The organism is Paenibacillus sp. 1-8 (assembly GCF_056316205.1).
In genome coordinates this window covers 702,799-723,374 of record NZ_CM149995.1, presented here as the reverse complement: position 1 = coordinate 723,374, position 20,576 = coordinate 702,799, and the positions used below count along the sequence as shown (strand labels likewise).

The following is a 20,576-nucleotide window of genomic DNA, read 5'->3' as shown; positions in this document are numbered from 1 at the left end:
ACTATTATTAACCGAATTTCTATTGGCTGAATCACTTCCCCATTATAACATATTCAGGTACAGCTTTCAGCTTTCCAGCAATTTTACATATATTTTACCCAAATTTTACGTTACACGTCATATCTGGATATCCCTTTTGACTGGTGCAGGACAGTATACTCTATTTATCGGCTTTTGGAGTGTATGTGTTTGGGGTAAAATAAATAAAATACAAGGAGAATGGATGGGAATGTTCCTGAAATGAGCTACATGTGCTTATTGAATAATAGGGGGCTAGACATAATGGAAGCCGCAGCACCAAAAATTTTAATATTGTATGCCAGCTACGGAGAAGGCCATGTGCAGGCCGCCCGGGCGATTATGGACAGTTTGCGAAGGCTCGGACGCTGCGAGGTTCAGTTACTCGACCTGATGGCTGAATCCCATCCCTGGTTGAACGGTTTAACCAAATTTGTCTATATGCAAAGCTTCAAAACCATTCCCGAGCTTTACGGTTGGGTCTATAACATAACCCGTGGAATGCAGGCAAAATCGGCCTTTGGCAGTGTGTTGCATTCCTTTGGGATGCGCCAGCTCGCGCTCACTCTGGAAAAGGAGATGCCTGAACTTGTCATACATACGTTCCCGCAGCTCGCTCTCCCGGCGTTACGTCGCAAATTGGGGTTGAAGCTGCCCATTGTGAACGTGGTTACAGACTTTGACCTGCACGGGCGCTGGCTGCATCCTGATATCGATCGCTACTATGTGGCAACCGAGGATATACAACAGGAAGCCGCACAGCGGGGAATCCCTCCCGAACGGATTGTCGCCACAGGGATTCCGATTCATGCTTCGTTTTATAAAAGGTTTGCCGAAGATACTGATCCAGAAGATGCTGATGTGGTTGAGGATTATCCAATTCCTCCGTCAGATCCGGGAACTACAACACTGCTTATCATGGCAGGTGCCTATGGCGTAATGTCCGGCATATTGGACATTTGTCGGCAATTAAGCTGTCTCCCGCAGCTGCGGCTACTGATCGTCTGCGGACGTAATCCGCAGCTAAAAGCCGAGTTGGATGCGCTGTATGCAGATCATCCCGGTATCCGCATCTTTGGATTCATCGACTATGTTCCCGCACTCATGCGTGCAAGCGATATGGTCATTACCAAGCCCGGCGGCATCACACTCTCGGAAAGCATCGCCTCTGGATTACCCATCCTTGTGTTCAAGCCTGTACCCGGTCAGGAGCTGAATAACGCCCTGTATCTGGAGCAAAAAGGAGCCGCTCGCATTGCCCGTAATACGCAAGAGCTAATTCAACTTTGCGTCGACCTGATCTCCAATCCCTCTCTCGCTATAGGAATGAAACAATCGATTGAGCAACTGCGCAAACCTCATCCGGCAGACCGAATTGCCGAGGATATTTTGCACCAGCTTGTGGATAAAACCCCTTCCATACGGACAAATTAACGAAGAATAAGCCAGACGGAGGGGATACCAATGGAACGCAAAGGAAAGGATTTGCTCCCGCTAACGGGTGAGAAGGTAGAAGTAGGCGGTATTTATGTCGATGAGGACGGACATGAGCAGCATTTACATCGGGGACAGCATTTTCCCTCTGATGTTGTTTTAGGCGATTCCGAGTGGAAAATGACCGAATACGCCTTTGACAATCATCATGACGGACGTACCGATGAACGACTTGTCCCCAAAAAGGATGACGAGGATAAAAAGGGTAAAATTACACATCCACGCCGTCGTTTACAACGCGGAGATCGTTAACACGGGGAAGAAAGGATCTGAATGAAATATCCACAGATAAGTATATCCTGTTGATATATTGTGCACAACTTGTGCATAAAGCGTGGGTATATTCTATGTTGTCTACAACTTGTGCACAAATTGTGTATAACAACTGTTTGTTTTGTGGATAAATATTATGAATCAGTGGATAAATTACGTACAACATGTGCAAAAACTGTGTATAACGTTGAAAAGGGCTGAGCGAAACCTACTCGTTCAGCTTTTTTCGTGTTTTTATTCACATGCTCGGCTTGAACTTTTTCTACCGAAGTTTGGCATAACCTTAATTCCTGTCCTCATACCCTGTATAGTACGGAGCTTGTGTATGAAAAACTTATAAAGGGGGATTCGCCTTACATGTCAGTCTATAAGTCTTCCACAGGAATGGATGAAAATATAGCGGCTGTCCTGTGCTACCTGTTTGCCTTCATTGGTGCACTGGCCTTTGTGTTGCTGGAAAAGAAAAGCAGATTCGTCCTGTTTCACGCGCTGCAATCTATTTTTCTGTTCGTAGCCCTCATGATCGGGCATGTGCTTGCAGGACTCATTCCGCTACTCGGCCCGCTGCTCGCTTCCCTGCTGACGCTGGCAGGCATCGCCTTATGGATCGTCCTGATCATTCATGCTGGACAAGGCAAGTGGCTCAAGCTTCCCTGGGTGGGCGATCTGGCCCTCCATCAAGCCCGGCAGTTGTGAGAGAAACCAAGTAATACCTTTTACAAATTGTTTGCATAACCCCTTCATCACACGAACCACGTAACACAAACAGCCGTGTCTCGGATAAGTCCAGATTTCGGCTGTTTCATTTAAAAACAACTATTAAATAGCTTAGGACAAGCTACTTCATTCAACCAGCCCCTGAACCATAACCAAGACTTCTTGACATTCCACTCTTTGTTTTATAATTTTTTTGATTTCCATACTTTTTAAAACATTGTTAATTGCAGCTTCTTTGCTCCCATTATTAAAGTAATATAATGCTAATTGATAGCAGAGATCTGAGCATCTACTCAGGTTAAAGCGTTCTTCATAATACTCGCTTCTTAGATATTCACGATCTTTTAATAATTGAATTTCATCTGAAAATTCTAATAACACGTCATCTATGGAAATTTGGTGTTTATTAGCTGCATCTACAATGGTTATTAAACCCGGTAAAATCTCTTGTATGTGTTTATCCTTAAGAAAGGAAGTATATGAAGGTAGTATTTCAGCGTTTCCTAACAACAAATGAAGAGTGTAACGGTTTGCCTCAGCCCACATGGTAAATTTAGCAACCTCTTTTTCTCCCACTTCACCTAAATTTTCAAACCAGCTTAGATCAGCGTAATTAGCAATAAGATCTAATGCTTTTTGGTACTTTCCCTGATTTTCCAGAGATACAGATGGCATAAGAAAACTATAACCGTAATAAACAACTAAATGACGTTCCGTTTGTAAAGGCTCATATTCCATCTTCTTTCTAGATTCAATCAATAAATTGAGAATAGATAAATAAATATGAATAATTTTTACATGGATATATTTACAATAACCATATTTTAAAATAATATATTATCTGTAGATAAAGAATGAGCAAAAGGAGAGTAAAAATGAATCCAATCAAAAACAAGTTATTTAAAACTATACTAACTGTCGCAATTGGTTTCTCTACTTTAGCTCCTACATACGCTTTCGCCTCAGAAAAAGAAGAGACTCCGCAATCCAAAGTCACTAGCACTGTACCCTTGACTAATGTAATTGACAACAACCCTCAATCTACTCAAGGAACTATAGAAACACAGGGGCTAAAGAAGGATGCCCTTGTTTTTGCACTTAGACATGGAGGTAAAGCCCTCGATGATCTTTTGGACTTTTTAGGCGTAAGCTCAAAAGAAGCCAAATATGTCCTTCAACAATCCATTAAAGAATAGGTGATATCTCCTGAAAAATACAGATGAGATGATTCAATTATTGAAATACCAAATAAAATTGATGAAAATGTTTATTGATGGGGATACATATCCCTATTTTATGTATTTACTTGATCATGATATTCATGAAGAACAATCTAGCATAATAAATGACATTCTAATTGTTTTAAATCATAGAATGAAGTCAGATTTAAGAGAATATATTAATGAAAATAGCGAGATGATCAAGAAATTAACGAGCAAGCTCAAACATTTTAATATCTCTAAAGAAAGTTTATTTTCAGAAAATCCACCCACTTTTAACGAATTCAAGGAATATACAGATCAAATTATGCCTGAACATGTTAATGCAAAGTACCTGCTAATCAGTCTTGAAAGACAATCCATGTTTAAAGACCTATCGACATTCTTACTTACTGATGCAGAAGATCATTTGTCCACTAATTAGCAAAAGGATCTGCCATTATTTAGCGGGCAGATCCTTTTTATTGAAATTATAATAGCCACAGACTACATAGCTTGTCGGCTTTTTCTGCTCATACACGAATATGCCTCAGCTTGTCCGGATTGATCATTAAGTAAAAATCCTGAATATGCTCCCCGTCCGGTGTCAGACTGATGCATAAGACCTCCCTCACTGTGCCTTCCTTCAGGAATACGAGCTGTACCTCACCATTGATGACGGCGCGGACCAGCTCTCTCTCCCGTAGTACGGTTAATACCCGGCGAGAGGTCAGCAGGGCGAGAACGCCTTTGCGCACGACCATGGGTCTCATCACCGTATGCACATTGCCTCCGCCATCTGCCACAAATGCGGGCTGTTCAGCTAGTAGCTCTAGCATAGCAGTCACATCGTAGGCGAGAAAGGCGGCTGTAAAAAGTTCCAGTACCTTTATTCTGGAAGGACTCATTATATTGCTGCTTACCGGACCGGTATGGGCAGATTCCTCGGAGGCGAGAAGACGGCGGGAGCGACTGAACAGTTGACGGCAGTTACTCTCTGTCTTTCCCAGTAATTCCGCGATCTCTTTATAATCATATTGAAAAGCTTCCCTGAGTACAAAAACAGCCCGTTCCATCGGCTTGAGCTGCTCCAGCAGAACCAGAAAAGCGTAAGATATCATATCTTTACGCTCCAACCAATCCGCTGGAAGATCTGAGCTCTCACCAAGCGGCTCCGGCAGCCACTGTCCAACATACGTCTCCCTTTGCTTACGGGCAGAATTCAGCAGATTCAGACACCGATTCATCGTCATTTTGGCTACATAGGCTTTGGGATTCTGTAAGTCATCCAGGGGCTTTTTCTTCAACTCGACAAAGCAGTCTTGAACTACATCCTCGGCATCCGTCACCGTCCCAAGCATTCGATAAGCAATGGCAAAAGAATATTTACGATATCTTTGATATAGCTCCTCCAGACTTAACGCTGCCGATTCTTGTCCAATTCCGTATTCTTTGCCAGTCAAAGTATGGCCTCCTGTTCGATTAAAGACTACCCGGATACATCCCCGTCGCAATAGCAATCCGGTTCCAACTGTTAATAACGTTAACCGCCATAATTAAATCCACATATTCTTCCTCACTAAAATGTTCTCTAACCCGATTATACAAATCCGTAGATACCCCTTGTTCAGAAATGCGGGCAACCGCTTCAGCTAATTCAAGCATAGCACGTTCTTTTTCCGTGAACAAAGGAACTTCCCGCCATAGGGCCAACTGCAAAATGTGATCACCATAATCCCCCAGTTTCAATAGATCCTTGGCATGCATGTCCAAACAATAAGAACACCCATTGATCTGGGATACTCTGATTTTCAGTAGTTCGTACAGCACCTTGTCTGTAAAACGTCCGAAAATATATTTTTCCATCTCCATCATCGCCTTAAACGTACTTGGACTCACTGCTCTGTAATTCAATCTTAAACTCACGATCATCGCCTCCATTATTGGTTTACACCTAGAAGACAAGTGAACATGTGATTTTGTGACAACATGCAATACATCAATTTGGAATTGCCCTCCACTGGCATAGCATGTATTATAAATAAATGATTTTATGAAAAGTAGGTGAGCACTCACATGAGCGGAAAAGGTTTCATTAATGAGTTTAAAGAATTCGCTGTACGGGGTAACGTGATCGATCTCGCGGTCGGTGTTATCATCGGTGGAGCGTTTGGCAAGATTGTCACTTCTGTAGTCAACGATATTATTATGCCTCCGATTGGTAAGCTTCTGGGCGGCATGAATTTTCCGGACTTATACGTAGCTTTAAGAACTGCCGAGCCTTTGAATGCTGACGGTACACGCATGACTTTGGCACAGGCCAAAGAAGCGGGAATCGCAGTTCTTGCCTATGGTCAGTTCATTAACGTCCTGCTGGACTTTATGATCGTGGCCTTCTGCGTATTCCTGCTGGTCAAAGGGATTAATATGCTCAAGCGTAAAGAGGAGGAAAAACCCCCTCAGGAAAAAACGACCAAGGAGTGCCCACACTGCCTGTCGGAAATTCCCAAGGCTGCAACCCGCTGTGCACACTGCACTTCCAAGCTGGAAGGGTACGTAGAAGCACGCTAACTGGTTGCAGCCGGGAAACGTCGGTCAAGAACCACACATATGACTACAAAAAGCGGCTTAGACGATGCAACGTCTAAGCCGCTTTGATTATAGTATTGAAGGCTTGATCAGCTAAAATTGGTGATGATGCCGCGGGGTCTGACGGGTAAGCCCTCTGCGTATAGATGGGAGACGTCACCGAAGCCGATGCAACGGGGAGTCGCCCACTCCTTGGAACGCTCATCAAACAAGATCGTGGTTACGGAGCTAGGCGGCATCCAGAAACCGGACCAGACCAGGGCCAGTGGCAGCTCCAACAGATGGGCAAGCCAGGTCAGTCCGAAGCCGCCATGGCAAAATACGGCCACCCGGTCCTCAGTATGCTTCAAAATCCGATATTTACCCCCAACCCGCTCAAAGCCTTGACGCTTCAAGAATTCATCGGAATGAAGCTTTAGCTGCTCGAACGTTTCAGGACTTTGCGTTCCCTGATAATAGGAAATCTCCTTCCAGGAGTCATGAGTTGGCAGAGGCACCTCGGAGCGAATCACTTCACCGGGTAAATCCCAATGAGAGAGACGGCCGTAGGGAGTTTCCTCCAGCTTCAAGCCCAACTCCTGCGTCCAGTGCTCTACTTCATGATTCATCCCGAGAGACTCGGCGGTGTAACGCATCGTATCCAGCGCACGCCCCATAGGAGAAGCATAAATACGGTCCAGTCCGTGACTGGACAGCCTTTTGGCCAATGCCTGAGCCTCTAAGTGCCCTTCCGGAGTTATGGTATTGTTCGGATAATCAGGATCTGCGTGCCGAATGATATACAATCTCATATTTCTTTTCTCCGTTCCTATGAAATGACAACAGGATAGCTTGATCCCTTAATGCTTATTCAGCAAGGTTTCCAGGATCGCACGTAAATCCCGGTCTTCCTGATAGACTTCCTCACCCGTATCCAGCTCAATAACCCGGATATATGTATAATTCGCTCTGGCATCGACTGGCTTGAAAATCAGTTCCTCCGGATTGTCCGGACGGACATCATAACCCATATTTTTAAACATATCCGTGATTTGCTCGATACCCGGCTTGCCTCCGCTTTCCAGCATAATCAGTCCGCGCAGCTCCTTGGGCTCTTCCGGATGCATGACCCGAAAATGTACGATACATTCCATTAAAATCGCTCCTTTCGATCTTATACCTATTTTATGGCGTAAATCTCCATGTTCCCAGCATACCCCAAACCCCATTTCACATTCCATAACCGCCTTCATATCGTCAGGACGGAAAACACGTTATACTGTAAAATAGACCTTTAACATCTGCTTATAATGAGGAGGAACCACGATGACTAGCGAGCTTCTGGACATCTATGACAATGAAGATAAGCCCCTTGGCACAGCTGCCCGCCAAGATGCACACGCCAAGGGATACTGGCACCATACCTTTCACTGCTGGCTGGCACGAGACACCTCAACAGGCCGCCGCTTGCTCTTTCAACAGCGCCAGGATACGAAGGACACCTTCCCCGGCTACTACGATATTACGGCAGCGGGCCATTTAACGGCAGGTGAAGATGTATCTCAGGCAGCGCGTGAGCTGGAGGAAGAACTCGGCATTCACGTTCCTTTTGCCTCATTGACACCGCTGATGACCGTTCGGCATGAGAGCAAAGGAACCGCACAGGGCATATCTTTTTGGGACCGCGAGGTCAGCTCGGTGTTTGGTTTACTGTCGAACCAGCCATTGGAGAACTATTGTCTCCAGCAAGAAGAAGTGGCCGGGCTGTACGATGCAGACCTCGAACAAGCACTTGCCCTCTTTGAAGGACGCATTCCTTTTCTCGAAGCCAATGGCATATCCTCGGGGCCGAACCCCGAACAGCATCGCCGCCTGATCACATCGGATCAATTCGTGCCTCATAAGGCCGGATACATTACATCTATATGCCAGGCTCTGATGGAACTTCCTGCTTTATAATTCTTATTTTATTCTCCAGCCGACATATATTTACCGATAATGCCCTCATACCGCCAGCCATACCGGGTCGACAGCTCGCTGCCCATGTCATGCTCCAGCTCATATAGAATCAGATCCTGGGCAAAATGATTCAGCAGCAGTCCTGTCATCACCGGGTGCTCGGTAATGAGCGCCTGTGTCGGGTAATTCTCTCCCCGCATGCCCAGCATGCACCAGCGCCGATCAATGACAAAAGAAAATTTGCGTCCCGCCGGCTCCTGTCCAGCCTCCTGAGACGCACGCGGCAGCCACGGTCCAAGCACACTTTCTCCGTTATCGCAGGACCATAGCAGACGTACACCCCGTTTTTCGGCTTTTTCCAGCTCTGTCCGCAGCAGTTCAGCTTCCTCACGCCACAAATCCAGCACAATCTCATGCTCCGCTCGTTCCAGCTCACGTGTCAGGCTTTCCAGCACATTCCGGTCGCCTTCCGCGTTATAAAAGGTCGGCTTGGTCGGCTCTGCTCTGGGCATTTCCTTCTCAACCGCACGCAGGGACTCCTGCAACTGCCCTTCAATCATCCGGGTCAGCTCACCCGACGGTAGCATACTGTAACGCACAGGTTCTCCCGCACTCGCCCTGAGATACCCCTGCCCGGCCAGACGCTGCAAAGCTGCGTATACGTTGGAGCGTGATGCACCCAGACGCTTGGCGACTTCATAGCCGGAGGCCGCATTTTGCCTCGATAGCTCGACCATAACCTTGGCTTCCATTTCCGTAAATCCCAGATTCCGCAGATGATGCAGCAAACGCTCCATATGTTCTGTTCCCCCTATGCTGCCCGGCGTTCTGTCCATGTCCTGCGGCAGCCTGTTCGGCTGCGTCAAATCTGTTCAGCTCCGCAACGCGGGCACCACTTGGAGCCTTTGGGCAGCTCGGCTGTGCAAATTTGGCATTTCACATTCTCGCGTACCTGCGCAGCCGGAGTTGCCGGCTTCTCTGCCTCGGAGTTGTTGGCCTTCCAGTACCGAATGCGCTCGTCCAATTCCTCCTGACGCTCCCGTTCACGTTCCAGCTCCTCCAGACGGCGATGCTCTTGCTCCAGCTCTTCCTGACGACGACGCTCCCACTCTTCATCGAATACCGCTTTTTCTTCCGGTGTAAAATCGGACACCGTATAGTTGCGTTCCAAGCTGGATGGTTCGTGTGTTTCATGCAGCTCATCCTGCTCCAATTCATGCCGATCATACGGCTCATGTTCTTCATAATTATTGTAGGCAGGCTCAGCACTCTTGGCTGGCTCCTCGTGCTTGCGCAGATCAAACGAATATACGCCTGTTGGCGCCTCTTCGCGCACGGCAGCCACTTGCTTGGAAGCAGCCTGTCCCTCATTCAGCTTACGTCCACATTTCGGGCAAAAGTTCGCATCCAACGGCACAACAGCTCCACAGGTGCATAAATGAGCATTTTTCAGCTCTGCAATTCTACCGCGCAGCTCGTCAATTTCATCCTGTAGCTCATCACAAGCGGTAGATAGCTGTGTCATTTCCTTTTCTGCCACCGACATATCGGATGCCCGGTAGCCTTCATAAAAAATTTGACCCATTCGCAAAAAATGAACATCCATTTCCTGCTGAATCGCTGTAATTTGTGAATTTATTTTACTAATCTCGACAGCATGCTGTGCCTTTTCTGTAGCGCGATTAGCGCCTTCCTTAATACGTTGAATCAGCTTCATCGTGATTTCCTCCCTATATCCAGCCGGATTTCCCCGTACCGTGCATATATCCAAGTTTTTTTCTGTTGGCAAGCCTCGAACTCCTGTATAATGGAATGCGGTCATATCGCCTTTTGAAAGGATGCAAGCATCCGCGGCAACGTTCTGACATTCTAACAATCTGTTCAGACCCGCATGCGTTTCAGCATATATTTCAGTCTATTGTCTTGTTCGCAAGGTCAGCTCATGCTGACTAGAACTCTATCATACCAAAAACTACCCCCATTTGTGAAAATGGAAGATTTTATAATCGAAAGGGGTTTCAGGATCATGGACCCAAATCCTGCTTTTTACCCCCGTCCTATCGGGGTTCCTTATTCAACGTCGAGCCCGCAGGCCCGCCGTGCTTCTATGGATACCAGCACAACGCTGGTATCTGACAGTGACCGCGACTCGGCTTATTTTCGCGCTTTGGAGAACGCGGGCATTCACTTGAACCGCCCGCAAATCCAGGCGGTCCGTCATGGTAAAGGTCCCCTACTGACACTAGCCGGGGCAGGCTGCGGCAAAACCACCGTGCTGGCCGCCCGTGCTGGCTACCTGATGGCGCTGCGGGATGTCCCTGCATCGTCTATCCTGCTCGTGACCTTCACCAGCAAGGCGGCTGCCGAAATGAAGCTGCGCATCGCAGGACTACCCGGTGTGCGCCCGGCTGCCGCACGTGCCGTCCAAGCACGTACCTTCCACTCGTTCGCTTTGGCGATGCTGCGGCATCGCGGCGTGCAGGATGAAGTATTCGGCGAAACGCAGGCGCAGCACACCGTTATGAAAATGATGCTGCGCCAGCTCGGGCTTAGCGAGGCGTTCCAGCCTGAAAGCCTGCTGTCCGCCCTCTCCGCATGGAAGGCGGAAGGGCGCAGCGCGGACGAGCTGCCGGAAACCGTACGCGAGGAATCGGATGCCAAGCGTGCCATGCTCGCTTATGAAGCTTGGAAACAGGAGCGCAATAAAATGGATTTTGACGATATTCTGCTGCGTGCCTCCGTTCTGCTGCGTGACCCGGATGTGCTTCAACCGCTTCAGCGGCGTTTTTCCCACATCATGGTCGATGAGTTTCAGGATACGAATGCCCTGCAATATGAAATGGTGCAGCGATTGGCTGCCCGTCACCGCAATCTGATGGTCGTCGGTGATGATGACCAGACGATCTATACCTTTAACGGGGCGCGTCAGGAATCCATTCTGGAGTTTGACAAGGTTTATAAGGATGCGAAGGTCATTACCCTGGATATTAATTACCGCAGCGATGCGCGGATCTTGGGGCTGGGCTCCAACATTGTCGCCAAAAACGTCCACCGACGCTCCAAGCGCCTTTCGGCTGCCGGACGTGAGGGCCTGCCCCCACAGTTTGCCACGCCATCCGGGCCGGAGGAAGAAGCGGCGCATATTGTTACACATCTGCTCGGACAGGTAGAGGAAGGTCAGCTTCGCTACCGGGATATCGCTATTTTGCACCGGACAGCCAGCGGAAGCCGTTCTATTTTTGAGCAATTAATCATGCGGGATGTACCGTTTATTCAGTATGGAGCCGGGGCGGTATTTTATGATCAATCCCTGATTCGCCCCTTGATGGATCACCTGCGTCTGTCGCTGAACCCTCGACGGATGGAATCCATTCCGAGTACCCTTGGGCCGCTGTATGTTTCCCGTGAAGCGGGGATGGAATGGATTATGCGCGAGGAAAAGCAGCAGGCTAAAAAATATCCGTTAATCCATCTCAGCCGCTGGGATCGGCTGCGCGACTTTCAGCGTGAACAGGTGAAGGAGCGTATCCGGCTGATTCGCAGCCTCACTACGATGAAGCCGACCTATGCCATTCAGGAAATGCGGCGCGTTTTCTATGATAAATATTTGGAAAGCGGCGATACGGGCGCGTGGACTCATTATAAGGAAACGATGCAGGAAAGTCTGGAGGAGCTGGAAACGGCGGCGAAGCGGTTTGACACGGTGGAGGCGTTCGTCAGCTTTGCGGACGAGCTTTCCGAGCGCCACCGTCAGATGGAATCGCTGCGCAGAGAGGAAGACAGCGATGCTGTCCGCCTTATGACGATCCACCGAGCCAAGGGACTGGAGTTCCCTTGCGTCTACTGGATCGGCGCAAGCGAAGGCATCCTGCCGCACAGCTCCGCGTTGCACAGCGAGCTGCCAGAGGATCGGCGGGCAGGCGCAGCCCCCGCAGCGGCCGTAGATAACGACGCGGCGCTGGAGGAAGAGCGCCGCCTCGCCTACGTGGCCGTCACCCGGGCGAAGGAGCTGCTGTACATCACCTCCCCCGCCTCCAACCACGGCAAGCCTGCCGCCGTGTCGCGCTTCTTGCTGGAAGCCTACGGGGTCACTCCCCCCGAGGCTTCCAAGCCGGAAACGCGGCGCACCAGCTTCGGCCAGCCGAAGGGTGCGCCCGGGCAAGGTAGCCGCGCCAGCAGCGGAACGAACGCGTCCGGCACGGCTACCCGCGTGAGCAGCAGGCCCGGACCGGGCAGTGGGCCAGCGCGGACGGCCTCGTCGGTGGCAAGTACACGGGAGGAGCCACGCATCAGCGTGCCCGTGTGGAAATGCACCGACGACGCCTGCAAGGCGTGGATGCGGCGCGATACGACAGGCGTCCGCCGAACGGCTTCGGCTGGAGCAGGCACGCCGCCGGTGTGCCCGCTCTGCTCATCCCCGATGACAGAGGGGACGCGCAGCATCCCAGCTAGATAAACACGAGGCAAATAGCCTATGCCGTTAAGGCAAGCGGTGATGGACGTAAAGTTTACTCTATGGTTGCCTTGCGATAATCTCAGAATAAAGTAGAGGGCGCTCGCTAGCTTCCTCTTCACCTTAAAGATGCCGCACATGCTGGGACATACAATAGAACGAAGGCATCATTCGATTGATGTCTTCGTTTTTTTACATAATTTTAAAAATAGAGTAAATTATTATAAAGGCATTGCAACTTTCTTCAACATAGGATTCATTATAGAAAGAGAAAGGATGTGTTAATCTAAATATGAACAAACCTGCTCAAATTATTTCTATTCTTATACTTTCTGCAAGTGTAAGTGTGTTTGCTGGTTGTGGAAAGCAGGAAACAACAGGTACCTCCATCAATGAAACAGTACCGACAACCTCAGAATCGGTCGTAAAAGAAGGACCAGATCAATCAGCTGCCCTGCAAAGCTTGGACGAAATCAAATGGAATGAAGTTAAAGACCCTCTGATTGGGGATGCCATGATAACAAAACTCAAATCGGCAATAGCCGCCTTCGTATCAAAAGATTTGGATCAATTCCATGCTGCGCTCGCTCCAAACGTTGGAACAGCTCACGATTATCTCTTCGATCATCCGGTGAAGTTTACTGGTATTGCCGAAGCTGTAAAAGAAAATGATCGGATATTGGTACCTGTTATAGGCGAACGGCTTAATAAAGAAGAAGGATACTCACCTGATATACGGTATACCTTCTATTTTGAAAAAAATAGAAATGGAGTATGGAAAATTGTTTCAATTGATTAATTAATTTTCATTCCATGCCAAGCAAAAAGGTGAGGATAAATTACTTACTCCACGTGGACTATACAAAACACGAATGACGCCCCCCTCAATCCGTTCTCGATGCTTCATCGGCGTTTCTACAATGCCGGGACACATCGCATTAACCAAAATATTTTGGGGCGCAAGCTCAATCTCCATAACCTTGGTTAATCCGAGAACCGCGTGCTTGGAGGCGCAATCCCCCCCCATCGCCTGATATCCATTTTTTCCAGCCTGCGAAGCGATTTGAATAATTCGTCCCGGCTTATGAGCGTTCACCATTTCTTTGGCAAACCGTTTGGACGTCACATATAATCCGGTTGAATTAATGGAAAATACCTTCTCCCAGTCTGCTAGCTCGCTATCAATGACATAGTCCATCGTGGAAGTGCGCGCACAGTTTACCAATATGTCAGGGACTCCCGTTTCACTGAACAGTACATTGCACATCTCTCAATATCGTCCGGCTTGGAAATGTCCAAATGAGTTTCAACCAACTGCGGATTGACCACTGGATACGGCTCTTCATAAGAAATATCAGCAGAAATCACTTTAGCCCCGCTTTTAATGAGTAGCTCCACAATTCCCTTACCTATACCTGACTTGCCGCCTGTCACTACCGCTGTCTGATGAGATAAGTCGATCGAAATCATAAATTTTAAAATACTCTTTCGAAAGGATCTCGGCTAATGCCAGCTTCCAATACAATTTTCACAAATTCCTGTGCTGAAAAAAGGGAGTGGTCCTTGTAGTTCCCGCATTCCAAAGGCGTAACAGCCGGAACCTCCGTGGTTTCCAGAATTCTTTTCAAGGTTTTTTCCAAAGCGACTGCAATTTCTTCAGGCTCATGTTCGTTCCATAGAATCAAATAGAACCCGGTTCTGCATCCCATCGGAGAAATATCAATAATCCCTTTAATTTCATCTCTTAAATACGTCGCCAACAAGTGTTCCAGCGTATGTACAGCGGCTGTTGGAATTGCATCTTCATTCGGCTGTAAAAATCTCAAGTCATACTTTTGAACTGTGCTTCCTTTTTCGTCATGCTCTACTCCGGCTGCTCTTACATAAGGAGCCTTTACAATCGTGTGATCTAATTGAAAACTTTCTACTTTTGCCATTTCACTCAACCTCTTTTTCTGTAATTTATATTTTTAATCTAATGACGGATACTCTACATTCGTGCTATTTTTTAAAAATTAAATGCTCCAAATCAGCATTTTGTAATTATACATCGGATTACTAGGTTTTACCACGAAAATTCTTGTTCCTATTTCTCCTTTCTTTGACCGTCTCTCCTTTGCCTCTAGGTTTTGACATAGTGTACAATATATACGGTAATGCATATTTACGAAATAGATCGAGGACATCGTAAGCCTCATTGAGGAGAATGCCCTGTGAATGAACCGGATTGGAAGCACTTGAATGCTGTCCCTTTGCCCTTACAGGAATTTCAGCTACAGCTGGAGCAAAACGGAGTTAACACCAAGCAACTGGAGGAATGGAGAAAAATCCCGGTCCTTTATCAGCTGGCTCTGGAGGAATTAAAGAACAAAATCAAGCTGATTCAGACGGAATGGAAGCTGTTGGACGGCTTTAGCCCGATTGAGCATATCAAGACCCGAATCAAAGAGCCTCACAGCATCGTGGAAAAGGTTCGGCGCAAAGGGTATGAAGTCACTCTCGATAATATATTGCGTGAAATTCATGATATCGCGGGAATGCGGGTCGTGTGTGCTTTTGTTAAAGATATTTACCGCCTGATGGATCATCTGCGTACACGGGAAGACATCCGTATTCTGGAGGTCAAGGACTATATTGACCAACCCAAGCCCAACGGCTATCAGAGCCTGCATGTCATTGTAGAAGTTCCCCTGATTCTGTTTGAAGGTACGCGCTGGATCAAGGCTGAAATTCAGCTTCGCACACTGGCCATGGATTTCTGGGCCAGTATGGAGCATATTTTGTACTATAAGTTCGATAAGAAAGTGCCTGAGCATGTCGTCAATGGGCTGTCCGAGGCTGCGCGTGCAACCTATGAGTTGGATCAGAAAATGCTAAAGCTGCGCGGCGAAATCTTGTCGCTCAGCGAGGATCAGGAAGAATCGTCTGTGCAACCGCCTGCGGCTTCAGCTCCAAAGACGCACGCTCCGCCCCCAGATCACGCCGTATCCCGGCCGCAGACCTGCTAGGGATTCACTACTATCTGGTAACTTGATTATTCGGTCAGGGCGACAACAGCCTTGGCTTAGCTCTGATAAAACCTATGTATTCAGTAATGAATGTACAAAAAAGAGCCATCAAAACCACGTTCATCATGGTTTTGATGGCTCTTTTGCTCATTTTTCCAATCGAATATTACTGCTTCTCACGGATCTCTGTGCTGATTTTCTCAACGATGTCCGCAATACTGAGTGATCCCAGATCGCCTTCGCCCCGTTTACGAACCGCTACAGTACCGGATGTTTTTTCATTTTCCCCGATAACGAACATATATGGAACCTTCTCCAATTGTGCCTCGCGGATTTTATAACCAAGCTTCTCATTACGAGTATCCACTTCGACGCGCAGACCTGCTTTCAGCAACGCATCCCGTATCTCATTGGCAGTCTCGATATAGTTCTCGGATACCGGCAGCAGCTTCGCATGTACAGGGGCCAGCCACATTGGGAATGCACCTGTAAAATGCTCAGTCAGGATGCCCATGAAGCGGTCAATCGAACCGTAGATGGCACGGTGAATAACGACTGGACGGTGCTTCTGGTTGTCCTCGCCCACATAAGTGAGTTCGAATTTCTCAGGCATTTGGAAGTCCAATTGGATCGTTCCGCACTGCCAGCTGCGTTTGAGCGCATCGAGAATGTGGAAGTCAATTTTCGGACCATAAAATGCTCCATCTCCCGCATTGATACGATAGCTGATACCCAGGTGATCCAGCACGTTTTGCAGAGCTTGTTCCGCTTGATCCCACAGCGCTGGCTCGCCCATAAAGTCATCTGGACGTGTGGACAGCTCCACTGTGAAGTCAAAGCCAAACACACTATACATTTCGTTAATCAGCTTGATTACATCTGTAATCTCTTGCTCAATCTGACTTGGAGTAACGAAAATATGCGCATCATCCTGACAGAATGTACGAACACGCATCATACCGTTCAATGCACCGGACAGCTCATGGCGATGCACTTGTCCAAATTCGGAAATCCGAATCGGCAGATCGCGGTAAGAATGAAGCTCATTTTTAAACACAAGCATATGCCCCGGGCAGTTCATCGGTTTCAAAGCAAATGTAGTTTCATCGACTTCGGAGAAGTACATGTTTTCCTTGTAATGCTCATAGTGTCCTGATTGCTCCCACAGACGGTTGTTCATCATCAGCGGTGTGCGTACTTCCTCATAGCCATGCAGGCGTTGTATTTCGCGCGAGTAATCCTCCAGCGCAGTACGGACAACCATACCTTTAGGCAGGTAGAACGGCATACCCGGTGCTTCCTCGGAGAACATGAACAGCTCCAGCTCTTTACCCAGCTTGCGATGGTCGCGTTTTTTCGCTTCTTCCAGCAAGTGTAGATGCTCGTCTAGCTGTGCTTTTTTCGGAAATGCAGTTCCGTAGATACGTTGCAGCATCTTGTTGTTGGAATCACCTCTCCAGTATGCGCCTGCTACACTCAGCAGTTTAAAAGCTTTAATGCGGCCTGTAGATGGCAAATGCGGCCCGCGACACAGGTCAAAAAATTCGCCCTGATCGTAGATCGTAATTTCCGCATCCTCTGGCAAATCACGAATCAGCTCCAGCTTCAACGGATCTTCCAGCTCTCCGAAAATACGAGTTGCTTCCTCACGGCTAACGACACGACGTGTAATCGGCAGATTTTCCTGTGCAATCTTCGTCATTTCCTTCTCGATCTTCGCCAAATCGTCAACGGACAACGGGTTTTCGATATCAATGTCATAGTAGAAGCCGCTGTCAATGACCGGGCCAATACCAAGCTTCACGTTTTTCTCGCCATAAATGCGTTTAAGGGCTTGTGCCAGCAAATGCGCTGTGCTGTGACGATAAATTTCCAGACCGTCCGCACTATCCAGCGTAATAATTTCAAGGTCGCTGTCCTGATCCAAAACGGTGTTCAGATCCACAGCCTTCCCATTCACTTTACCTGCGACTGCGTTCTTTTTCAGCCCGGAGCTGATCGAACCCGCCACGTCTGCGATCGTTACGCCCTGCTCGTACTCGCGTACGGCTCCATCCGGTAATTTCACTTGAATACTCACGATTAAAGCCTCCATTCAAATTGTAGGTTGCGTGCTATATATCAAAATTGAACGCAAAAAAAACGCCTCTCTCCCTCAAGGGACGAGTGCGTTCAGCTCGTGGTTCCACCCTAGTTCGGCCCGCTCCTGTGTGTACATTCATGTTCATTAAAACATGCTCATGCACGACAATGCGTGACCCTCCATTGGTATCCGTTAACGGGGATAAATCGGTAGGCGCTTACTGATGTCACTGTCACATTGCACAGCTACATGTTCAACGTCACGGCTACAAAGGGGTAACTTCACATGCGGTTGCCGGAAAAGCTCTCAGCCTCGTCTTTTCTCTCTGAACGGCCCTTCAAGGAAATCATGTCTTTGGTCAATGCCTTGAATATCACTATATGCTACAGCATTATAGATCAAATCCGCAGGTATTTCAAGTGGGCGTTTATGTACATCTATTTACATCACCCGAAAAGCTCTGTAATATAATATTCATCTAGACGATACCGTACAGAAAAAAATGAGGGAAAGATGCCTAAAATTATTGTCACAGAAGAGCAATGGATTCAGAAAGGAATCGAACGGTTTGAACAGGGCGGCATTGAGCAGCTCGTTATTGAAAAAATGGCCATTTCCTTAGGATGCAGCAAAAGCAGTTTTTATTGGTATTTTAGCAATCGCAGCAGCTATATTAGACAGATTGTTGAGACGTGGAAGGAACAGACAACACAACAGGTTATTGCATCGTCCATTGTCCATGCTACCGCAGACGAACGAATCAGAGACGTGCTGACTCGGATGTTCGGGACGACGAAACGAGGAGATTTCTTGTTTTATCTACGGAAACTGTCATTGAAGGATGATACGTATCACTCCATTCTGGATGAAGTGGAACAGATGAGAATTGAGTTTATGCAGCAGTTATTTATCCAAAAAGGGATGCAGCCAGAGAAAGCCTTTCGGACATCATGGATGTTGTACCATTATTACTTAGGGTGGTATGAACGCCACAAACAAGAGACGTTCAATGACGAAACGGTTCAGCAACATGTTCACATGATTTGGACGGAGTGGATTTCAATTTAAGGAGGATGTCACATGTTGGAGTTACTTACATGGGCAGTTGGCGGAATTCTTTTGGTACTGAGCGGCATGCATATATATTGGGCAGTTGGCGGGAAAAGAGGATCTAAGGCAGCGATCCCGAGCACAGGAACGGCTTTGCTCTTTGAGCCCTCTAAAACAGGTACAACGATTGTAGCCATTTTATTAGCTGTAGCAGCCTGGTTCGTCTTTGAACTGGGGGGAGTTAGGCGATTATTGTTTTTCGATTCCTTCTATTCCTACGGAGCAGGCTTGTTGTCGTGTTTGTTTATTTTACGTTCTATAGGTGATTTCAAATGGGTAGGGTTCTTCAAGAGAAAGAAAGGAACCGTTTTTGCAAAATGGGACAGTGTGCTCTATTCCCCCCTTTGTTTCCTTTTGGGAACAGCCATTTTAATGATTATGTTCTTGCGTGTTGACATCCAGTAATGCTACTCCACCAGCTTTTCAGACTTTAACACCATGTCTCGTAAAACCTGAGCGACTCGACTTTTTCGGCCCTCTGCATTCTTTTTTATCCATCGTAAAGATTTTTTATACGCATCGGTATGGTTTGGTTGAACGAACTGCTTGGCTGCCATTCGTAATGTTCTCCTCAACATCAGGGCTGACGAACGTGTTTTCTTGGATCGGCTTCCCCTGCGCAGTACCCGCAGCGTATTTTTGTAAGCCTCCAAATCCTGGGATGGAGGTACAAGGGCGAATAAATTTAGCGAGGAGTCATTGAATCCATAGGTTTCAAACATGATTTTCAGATTTTCCGTATTTAAAATGTTTCCTCTGAGGTAGGTTGGATGCTCCTGGTGATATCCGACCACCTCTTGGATGCAATAAAAAGGGATCTTCAATCGATGCAGCCTGTAGCCAAGATCCCAGTCTTCGAGTCCATAGAGTACAAATCGTTCATTGAAACCTCCAATACGAGTCAAATAGCTGCGTCTGATGGATACACAACGAGTAACTAGTAACATCCAGGGAGCTACATCCGTTTTGGCGAATTGCTTTTTGACATTGGGAGGAACTCTTGAGGGGATAATAACTTTTGACAATGCATCCGTTTGATGAAGGATATCTTCTGGCGTTATTAGCGGAATAATTTCATTCGCTGCTTCAAAATCCGCACTCCATAAGTTGGATTGTGTAAGTGCATTACGACATTGTTCCTTTTCCTCTGGGGAAAAGTCAGGGTAATAATGGGTATAAGCATCATCCCACGAGTGAGGGAAGCCTGAAAGCACGGCTTGGGGATATTTGCGGTGATAACGGCTCACAACTCTAATGAATTCAGGTAACAACAAAAAATCAGCATCGCAGAAGATGATATATAGCCCTTTCGCATGGCGCAGCCCCAAATTTCTAATGGCAGATCTACCACGTTGTTCCTTATGGAATACATATTGAAGTGCATAGGATGCCTGGAAGCCCTCGACCATTTCCTTTGTCCCGTCCGTAGAACCGTCATCAGCTACAATCACTTCGAATAAATGCTTCGGATACGTTTGTGTTTCAAATGAAGCGAGCGTGAGTAACAACTGCTGGGCTCGATTATAGGTTGGAATGATGATACTGTAGCGGATTGCCAATGTAATCCCCCCGACCATTTTTTTAGAAAACCCTTAAATAACATGAATGATAACAATATATTCAATGGCTTTAGCGTGGTCTGGTCAAACACCCTCTAAGGTTCGAAACAGGCTTGATCTTATTGGAGATGTATT

The 20,576-nt window shown here is 47.3% G+C and carries 24 protein-coding genes; 12 read left to right on the top strand and 12 right to left on the bottom strand.

Translation table 11 applies throughout. The annotated features are described in order from the left end of the window. The first annotated feature begins 282 nt into the window (after positions 1 to 282). From AC0WRU_RS03345 to AC0WRU_RS03335, 3 genes are all read left to right on the top strand, one after another. Positions 283 to 1,452, top strand: a complete 1,170-nt coding sequence (locus AC0WRU_RS03345) for an MGDG synthase family glycosyltransferase (protein WP_476127209.1) — start codon at positions 283 to 285, stop codon at positions 1,450 to 1,452. Positions 1,453 to 1,482: 30 nt separating this feature from the next. Beyond that, the gene (locus AC0WRU_RS03340) at positions 1,483 to 1,764 is read left to right on the top strand and encodes a transposase (protein ID WP_476127208.1); all 282 of its coding nucleotides are present in this window, start codon (positions 1,483 to 1,485) and stop codon (positions 1,762 to 1,764) included. A gap of 378 nt (positions 1,765 to 2,142) precedes the next feature. Then, entirely contained in the window at positions 2,143 to 2,481 is a 339-nt protein-coding gene (locus AC0WRU_RS03335; protein ID WP_025682727.1) for a DUF4870 domain-containing protein, read from the top strand. 147 nt (positions 2,482 to 2,628) lie between these two features. Here the strand turns inward: AC0WRU_RS03335 and AC0WRU_RS03330 are convergent, their stop codons facing one another. Next, a complete protein-coding gene (locus AC0WRU_RS03330) occupies positions 2,629 to 3,240 on the bottom strand; it encodes a hypothetical protein (protein WP_476127207.1) in 612 nt (203 codons plus the stop codon). A 137-nt stretch (positions 3,241 to 3,377) separates the two neighbouring features. Between AC0WRU_RS03330 and AC0WRU_RS03325 the strand changes: the two genes are divergently transcribed. Both AC0WRU_RS03325 and AC0WRU_RS03320 read left to right on the top strand, forming a co-directional pair. Continuing rightward, entirely contained in the window at positions 3,378 to 3,698 is a 321-nt protein-coding gene (locus AC0WRU_RS03325) for a hypothetical protein (RefSeq protein WP_476127206.1), read from the top strand. A 40-nt stretch (positions 3,699 to 3,738) separates the two neighbouring features. Further along, on the top strand, positions 3,739 to 4,146 hold the full coding sequence (locus AC0WRU_RS03320) for a hypothetical protein (protein ID WP_476127205.1): 408 nt from the start codon (positions 3,739 to 3,741) through the stop codon (positions 4,144 to 4,146). Between the two features lie 88 nt (positions 4,147 to 4,234). Here AC0WRU_RS03320 and AC0WRU_RS03315 read toward each other — a convergent pair whose 3' ends face one another. Together AC0WRU_RS03315 and AC0WRU_RS03310 are read right to left on the bottom strand one after the other, a co-directional pair. Beyond that, positions 4,235 to 5,164: a sigma-70 family RNA polymerase sigma factor gene (locus AC0WRU_RS03315; RefSeq protein WP_476127204.1), complete on the bottom strand. Its 930-nt coding sequence runs from the start codon at positions 5,162 to 5,164 to the stop codon at positions 4,235 to 4,237. A 19-nt stretch (positions 5,165 to 5,183) separates the two neighbouring features. Beyond that, on the bottom strand, positions 5,184 to 5,627 hold the full coding sequence (locus AC0WRU_RS03310; protein ID WP_476127203.1) for a carboxymuconolactone decarboxylase family protein: 444 nt from the start codon (positions 5,625 to 5,627) through the stop codon (positions 5,184 to 5,186). A 150-nt stretch (positions 5,628 to 5,777) separates the two neighbouring features. On the opposite strand from AC0WRU_RS03310, the gene mscL reads away from it, so the two are divergent. After that, a complete protein-coding gene (mscL, locus tag AC0WRU_RS03305) occupies positions 5,778 to 6,272 on the top strand; it encodes a large conductance mechanosensitive channel protein MscL (protein WP_476127202.1) in 495 nt (164 codons plus the stop codon). Between the two features lie 107 nt (positions 6,273 to 6,379). On the opposite strand, the gene AC0WRU_RS03300 is transcribed toward mscL, so the two are convergent. Next, positions 6,380 to 7,081 (bottom strand): histidine phosphatase family protein, encoded by a 702-nt coding sequence (locus AC0WRU_RS03300; RefSeq protein ID WP_025682723.1) that lies wholly within the window; start codon positions 7,079 to 7,081, stop codon positions 6,380 to 6,382. Positions 7,082 to 7,129: 48 nt separating this feature from the next. Next, complete coding sequence (locus AC0WRU_RS03295) at positions 7,130 to 7,423, bottom strand: hypothetical protein (protein ID WP_025682722.1); 294 nt, start codon at positions 7,421 to 7,423, stop codon at positions 7,130 to 7,132. A gap of 172 nt (positions 7,424 to 7,595) precedes the next feature. On the opposite strand from AC0WRU_RS03295, the gene AC0WRU_RS03290 reads away from it, so the two are divergent. After that, positions 7,596 to 8,228, top strand: a complete 633-nt coding sequence (locus AC0WRU_RS03290) for an NUDIX hydrolase (RefSeq protein ID WP_476127201.1) — start codon at positions 7,596 to 7,598, stop codon at positions 8,226 to 8,228. Positions 8,229 to 8,236: 8 nt separating this feature from the next. Here the strand turns inward: AC0WRU_RS03290 and AC0WRU_RS03285 are convergent, their stop codons facing one another. Next, positions 8,237 to 9,025, bottom strand: a complete 789-nt coding sequence (locus AC0WRU_RS03285; protein WP_476128550.1) for a TrmB family transcriptional regulator — start codon at positions 9,023 to 9,025, stop codon at positions 8,237 to 8,239. Between the two features lie 65 nt (positions 9,026 to 9,090). Next, the gene (locus AC0WRU_RS03280) at positions 9,091 to 9,945 is read right to left on the bottom strand and encodes a zinc ribbon domain-containing protein (RefSeq protein WP_476128549.1); all 855 of its coding nucleotides are present in this window, start codon (positions 9,943 to 9,945) and stop codon (positions 9,091 to 9,093) included. Positions 9,946 to 10,254: 309 nt separating this feature from the next. On the opposite strand from AC0WRU_RS03280, the gene AC0WRU_RS03275 reads away from it, so the two are divergent. Beyond that, positions 10,255 to 12,684, top strand: coding sequence for a UvrD-helicase domain-containing protein (locus tag AC0WRU_RS03275; protein ID WP_476127200.1), 2,430 nt, complete (start codon positions 10,255 to 10,257; stop codon positions 12,682 to 12,684). Positions 12,685 to 12,973: 289 nt separating this feature from the next. Beyond that, complete coding sequence (locus tag AC0WRU_RS03270; RefSeq protein ID WP_476127199.1) at positions 12,974 to 13,480, top strand: hypothetical protein; 507 nt, start codon at positions 12,974 to 12,976, stop codon at positions 13,478 to 13,480. On the opposite strand, the gene AC0WRU_RS03265 is transcribed toward AC0WRU_RS03270, so the two are convergent. The 3 genes from AC0WRU_RS03265 to AC0WRU_RS03255 are packed head-to-tail and all read right to left on the bottom strand — an operon-like array spanning position 13,481 to position 14,618. Continuing rightward, the gene (locus AC0WRU_RS03265) at positions 13,481 to 13,906 is read right to left on the bottom strand and encodes an SDR family NAD(P)-dependent oxidoreductase (protein ID WP_476127198.1); all 426 of its coding nucleotides are present in this window, start codon (positions 13,904 to 13,906) and stop codon (positions 13,481 to 13,483) included. Continuing rightward, positions 13,900 to 14,151, bottom strand: a complete 252-nt coding sequence (locus AC0WRU_RS03260) for an SDR family NAD(P)-dependent oxidoreductase (RefSeq protein ID WP_476127197.1) — start codon at positions 14,149 to 14,151, stop codon at positions 13,900 to 13,902. The genes AC0WRU_RS03265 and AC0WRU_RS03260 overlap by 7 nt, the downstream gene beginning before the upstream one ends. A 5-nt stretch (positions 14,152 to 14,156) precedes the next feature. Continuing rightward, positions 14,157 to 14,618, bottom strand: a complete 462-nt coding sequence (locus AC0WRU_RS03255; RefSeq protein ID WP_476127195.1) for an S-ribosylhomocysteine lyase — start codon at positions 14,616 to 14,618, stop codon at positions 14,157 to 14,159. A gap of 276 nt (positions 14,619 to 14,894) precedes the next feature. Here AC0WRU_RS03255 and AC0WRU_RS03250 point away from each other — a divergent pair, with 276 nt between their 5' ends. After that, complete coding sequence (locus AC0WRU_RS03250; RefSeq protein WP_476127194.1) at positions 14,895 to 15,689, top strand: GTP pyrophosphokinase; 795 nt, start codon at positions 14,895 to 14,897, stop codon at positions 15,687 to 15,689. Between the two features lie 166 nt (positions 15,690 to 15,855). Here the strand turns inward: AC0WRU_RS03250 and thrS are convergent, their stop codons facing one another. Then, a complete protein-coding gene (thrS, locus tag AC0WRU_RS03245) occupies positions 15,856 to 17,769 on the bottom strand; it encodes a threonine--tRNA ligase (protein WP_476127193.1) in 1,914 nt (637 codons plus the stop codon). A 516-nt stretch (positions 17,770 to 18,285) separates the two neighbouring features. Here thrS and AC0WRU_RS03240 point away from each other — a divergent pair. Continuing rightward, positions 18,286 to 18,840: a TetR/AcrR family transcriptional regulator gene (locus AC0WRU_RS03240; RefSeq protein WP_476127192.1), complete on the top strand. Its 555-nt coding sequence runs from the start codon at positions 18,286 to 18,288 to the stop codon at positions 18,838 to 18,840. Positions 18,841 to 18,852: 12 nt separating this feature from the next. Beyond that, on the top strand, positions 18,853 to 19,287 hold the full coding sequence (locus AC0WRU_RS03235) for a DUF3995 domain-containing protein (protein ID WP_476127191.1): 435 nt from the start codon (positions 18,853 to 18,855) through the stop codon (positions 19,285 to 19,287). A 2-nt stretch (positions 19,288 to 19,289) separates the two neighbouring features. On the opposite strand, the gene AC0WRU_RS03230 is transcribed toward AC0WRU_RS03235, so the two are convergent. Next, the gene (locus AC0WRU_RS03230) at positions 19,290 to 20,441 is read right to left on the bottom strand and encodes a glycosyltransferase family 2 protein (RefSeq protein WP_476127190.1); all 1,152 of its coding nucleotides are present in this window, start codon (positions 20,439 to 20,441) and stop codon (positions 19,290 to 19,292) included. Positions 20,442 to 20,576 lie beyond the last annotated feature (135 nt).

Coding starts and splice junctions, on each gene's coding strand:
- AC0WRU_RS03270 (WP_476127199.1), top strand. CDS start 12,974: ATGAACAAACCTGCTCAAATTATTTCTATTCTTATACTTTCTGCAAGT.
- AC0WRU_RS03275 (WP_476127200.1), top strand. CDS start 10,255: ATGGACCCAAATCCTGCTTTTTACCCCCGTCCTATCGGGGTTCCTTAT.
- AC0WRU_RS03300 (WP_025682723.1), bottom strand. CDS start 7,081: ATGAGATTGTATATCATTCGGCACGCAGATCCTGATTATCCGAACAAT.
- AC0WRU_RS03295 (WP_025682722.1), bottom strand. CDS start 7,423: ATGGAATGTATCGTACATTTTCGGGTCATGCATCCGGAAGAGCCCAAG.
- mscL (WP_476127202.1), top strand. CDS start 5,778: ATGAGCGGAAAAGGTTTCATTAATGAGTTTAAAGAATTCGCTGTACGG.
- AC0WRU_RS03340 (WP_476127208.1), top strand. CDS start 1,483: ATGGAACGCAAAGGAAAGGATTTGCTCCCGCTAACGGGTGAGAAGGTA.
- AC0WRU_RS03330 (WP_476127207.1), bottom strand. CDS start 3,240: ATGGAATATGAGCCTTTACAAACGGAACGTCATTTAGTTGTTTATTAC.
- AC0WRU_RS03240 (WP_476127192.1), top strand. CDS start 18,286: ATGCCTAAAATTATTGTCACAGAAGAGCAATGGATTCAGAAAGGAATC.
- AC0WRU_RS03335 (WP_025682727.1), top strand. CDS start 2,143: ATGTCAGTCTATAAGTCTTCCACAGGAATGGATGAAAATATAGCGGCT.
- AC0WRU_RS03260 (WP_476127197.1), bottom strand. CDS start 14,151: ATGATTTCGATCGACTTATCTCATCAGACAGCGGTAGTGACAGGCGGC.
- AC0WRU_RS03325 (WP_476127206.1), top strand. CDS start 3,378: ATGAATCCAATCAAAAACAAGTTATTTAAAACTATACTAACTGTCGCA.
- AC0WRU_RS03255 (WP_476127195.1), bottom strand. CDS start 14,618: ATGGCAAAAGTAGAAAGTTTTCAATTAGATCACACGATTGTAAAGGCT.
- AC0WRU_RS03280 (WP_476128549.1), bottom strand. CDS start 9,945: ATGAAGCTGATTCAACGTATTAAGGAAGGCGCTAATCGCGCTACAGAA.
- AC0WRU_RS03235 (WP_476127191.1), top strand. CDS start 18,853: ATGTTGGAGTTACTTACATGGGCAGTTGGCGGAATTCTTTTGGTACTG.
- AC0WRU_RS03290 (WP_476127201.1), top strand. CDS start 7,596: ATGACTAGCGAGCTTCTGGACATCTATGACAATGAAGATAAGCCCCTT.
- AC0WRU_RS03345 (WP_476127209.1), top strand. CDS start 283: ATGGAAGCCGCAGCACCAAAAATTTTAATATTGTATGCCAGCTACGGA.
- AC0WRU_RS03285 (WP_476128550.1), bottom strand. CDS start 9,025: ATGGAGCGTTTGCTGCATCATCTGCGGAATCTGGGATTTACGGAAATG.